3 protein-coding genes are annotated in these 3,315 nt (G+C 74.1%); 1 reads left to right on the forward strand and 2 read right to left on the reverse strand.

The window, feature by feature from the left end; translation table 11 throughout:
* A partial coding sequence (locus tag EES42_RS12275; RefSeq protein WP_241196363.1) for a hypothetical protein occupies window positions 1-694 on the forward strand: 694 nt, incomplete at its 5' end.
* Window positions 695-841: 147 nt separating this feature from the next.
* Here the strand turns inward: EES42_RS12275 and EES42_RS12280 are convergent.
* Both EES42_RS12280 and EES42_RS12285 read right to left on the reverse strand, forming a co-directional pair.
* Window positions 842-2,359 (reverse strand): phytoene desaturase family protein, encoded by a 1,518-nt coding sequence (locus tag EES42_RS12280; protein ID WP_124718158.1) that lies wholly within the window; start codon window positions 2,357-2,359, stop codon window positions 842-844.
* 30 nt (window positions 2,360-2,389) lie between these two features.
* A complete protein-coding gene (locus EES42_RS12285; RefSeq protein ID WP_124718159.1) occupies window positions 2,390-3,007 on the reverse strand; it encodes a DUF4126 domain-containing protein in 618 nt (205 codons plus the stop codon).
* Window positions 3,008-3,315 lie beyond the last annotated feature (308 nt).

Consider the following 3,315-nt stretch of genomic DNA (forward strand, 5'->3'; position numbering starts at 1 on the left):
GGCCATAGGGGGCAACCCCGGTGAGAGCCGTCGTCGTCGAGGCGGCGGCGACCGGGAGGGCCGCGGGCCCACGCTCCAGGTGTCGGACCTGGAGATGGCGTACGACGAGGGCTCCCCGCAGCCCGCCGCCCCCGGGGCTCCGGCCGCGGCGGTCTACGAACCCGAGCCGATGCCGGACGACACCGGGCAGTACGGCGTCTACTCCGACCACCACCGGTCCCAGCCGGAGCAGGGCCCCCAGGAGCAGCCCCAGCCCCAGTACGCCGCCTACGAGCCGTACGCCGACCCCGCCCCGTACGGTTCGCCGGGCCAGGACACCTACGCCGGGCCCGACACCTACGCCGGTCAGGACCCGCTCGCCGGGCAGTACGACTACGGGAACGACCGGCAGCAGTACGCCGCCTACTCCGACCCGTACATCGGGACCGGCACCACCGGCGGCGCCCCGCAGTACGACGCGTACGACAGCTACGGCAACGGCTACGACAGCTTCGGCGGCCGGCAGGAGTACACCCCCGACCCGTACGCCCAGCAGTACGCCCCCGACACCCCGCCGGGCGGCGTCTGGGTGCCGCAGCAGCGCGAGGGCGAGCAGTACCCGGTCGCGCCGCCGGAGCCGCCCGCACAGCCCGCCCCGTACCCGAACGGCTACAACAACGGCAACGGCTACGACGAACAGCAGTACCGCTACTGACGACGGGCGGCTTCCCGGACCACCGGCAGCCGCGGGAGCCACTGCGGCCCGCGGAAGTCACCGCGGGCCGCGGGGGCCACTGCCGGTCGTGGGAGTCGACGCGAGCCGGGGCCACTGTGAATCGCGGGAGTCACCGAGCCGCGGAGCTCACTGGGAGCCGCGGAAGCCGTCACCCTCCACGATCAGCCCGGCGACCAGCGCTCCGGACATGCCCGCGTGCGCGAGCCCGCCGCCCGGGTGCGACCAGCCGCCCGCGGCGTAGAGCCCCGGCAGCCGGGTGCGATTGCCCGGACGCAGATACGCGCCGCCCGCCCCGGCCAGCGCGGGCGCGGGCACCGAACCGCCCTCGGCGCCGGTCTCGGCGGCCGTCTCGGCCGGCGTCCGCACCTCGGCGCGGAGCAGCCGCTCCCGTATCCCGGGCACGGCCGCGGCCGCCGCCTCGATCAGCGAATCGGCACACCGCTCGCGCACCGCCGGGTCCGTCCAGTCCACCGCGCCGTGCGGGGCGACCGTCGCCGTCAGCGTCACCGCCTCGTGGCCGTCGTCGGGACGGGTCGACGGGTCGTCGGGGCGCAGCACCGTCACCGTGGGACGCCCGGCGAGCCGTCCGCCGAACACCGCCTCGCGCTCCGCGGCACCGTCGGCCGGGTGCACCACCGTCCGGTGCACGGTGTCCGAGGGCCGGGCGCCGCGCAACGAGAGCAGAACCATGAACCGGCCCGGCACCACCCCGCGCCCCGGTCCCGGCCGCCCCGCCACGTCGTCGTCCTGCCACAGCTCCTGACCCGGCACCAGCCCCGGCCACGGCCGGGCCCCCAGCACCACATGACCGGCCTCCGCGACCGTCCCGTCCACCAGCTCGACGCCCGCCGCCCGGCCGTCCTTCTCGACGACCCGGGCCACCCCGGCGCCGAAGACGAACTCGACCTTCCGGGCCAGGCACCGCTCGTACACCGCCTGCGCCAGGGCCCGTGTCCCACCGGAGACGTACCAGCTGCCGAACGTCTCCTCCATGTACGGCAGCAGGGCGGCCGCCGCCGGTGCGTGCTGCGGGTCGAGCCCGTACGACAGGGCGTACCCGTCGAGAAGCGCGGCCAGCCGGGGGTCCGCCAGCTCCCACGCGCCGACCTCCGCGACCGTCCCCGCCTGCCGGGCGGAGCGCAGCAGACGGCGCTGCCGCAGCGCCGGATACGGATCACGGCCGAGCACCTGCCGGTCGGAGCGCAGGGGCTCCTCCAGGAGCGGGCGGCGGGACCGGTCCCAGGCATCGCGCGCCCGGTCCAGGAACCCGCCCCAGGCCGCGCCCGCACCGCCGCCGAGCGCGCCGTCGAGGGCGGAGACGACCCCGGCCCGCGAGGCGTTCGGCAGCGAGACCGCCGTGCCGTCGGCGAACAGGTGGCGGCTCGCCGGATCGACCTGCGTCATCGTGACGCACCGCTCCAGCGGCTCCTTGCCGGTCTTCACGAACAAGTCGCGGTAGACGGCGGGCAGATGCAGCAGCGCCGGGCCGGTGTCGAAGACGAAGCCCTCATGGGCATACCGGCCGACCGAACCGCCGAAGGTCTCCGACCGCTCGTACACCGTCACCCGGTGGCCTGCCACAGCGAGCCGGGCGGCCGCCGCCATCGCGCCCATCCCGGCGCCGATCACCGCAATACGTGCCATGTCAGTGACCTTAACGGCCACCACCGACAGTCACCCCGGCGGCCGGTGCGCATCCGCTCCGGCCAGACGTTTCTCCTCGCACCGCTGGGCCCTGCGGCGCAGAAACCGGCGGATTCTGGAGGCCAGGAAGGCCACTATGACGATGCCCAGCAGCAACAGCGTCCCCGCGATGACCGCGGCCGCCACCGGATGGAATATCGCGAACGTGACGATCCCGGCGACGCCCAGGTCCTCGGCGATGCTCACCGCGATATTGCTGAACGGCTCGGGGGAGGAGTTCACCGCCATCCTGGTGCCCGCCTTCACCAGATGGCTCATCAGCGCCGTGGACCCGCCGATCGCCGCCGCCGCGAGCTCCGGCAGCGAACCGCTCTCACCTGCCAGCAACGCGGCCACGACGGCACCGGCCAGCGGCCTGATGACGGTGTGCACCGAGTCCCAGACCGAGTCCATGTACGGGATCTTGTCCGCCACCACCTCGCACAGGAAGAGCACGCCGACCACCACGAGGACGTCGGTGCGTTGCAGCGACGCGGGCACCTCGTCGGTCAGACCGGTCGCGCCGAAGACACCGAGCAGCAGGACCACCGCGTAGGCGTTGATCCCGCTCGCCCAGCCGCTTGTGAATACCAGAGGGAGTACGGACACGGACGTGATCGTAACCAGATGGTGCAACGCCGGGGAGGGGCTCGGTGCGCAGCCCTGAGTATCCGTACTCAGGCGAGGAGATGAGTAGGCGCGCGGATGGGCTCCCACCTGCGCGGACGGGAGAGTGGAACGCACGGAGAGGGGCGCGGCTCCGGCACCGCCGGCACGGGGCGGCGGAACGGTCGCGGCGCTCCCTCCGGCACGAGGGAAAACGGGGGAAGCACGGGGGAGTACGACGGAGAGCCCGGGGCCACGGGGGAGAACGGGGCCACGGGGGAAGGCTCTCCGGCAGTACGGAAGACGCCGGT

Origin of the sequence: Streptomyces sp. ADI95-17 (assembly GCF_003846175.1) — a bacterium.
Taxonomy (GTDB): Bacteria; Actinomycetota; Actinomycetes; order Streptomycetales; family Streptomycetaceae; genus Streptomyces; species Streptomyces sanglieri.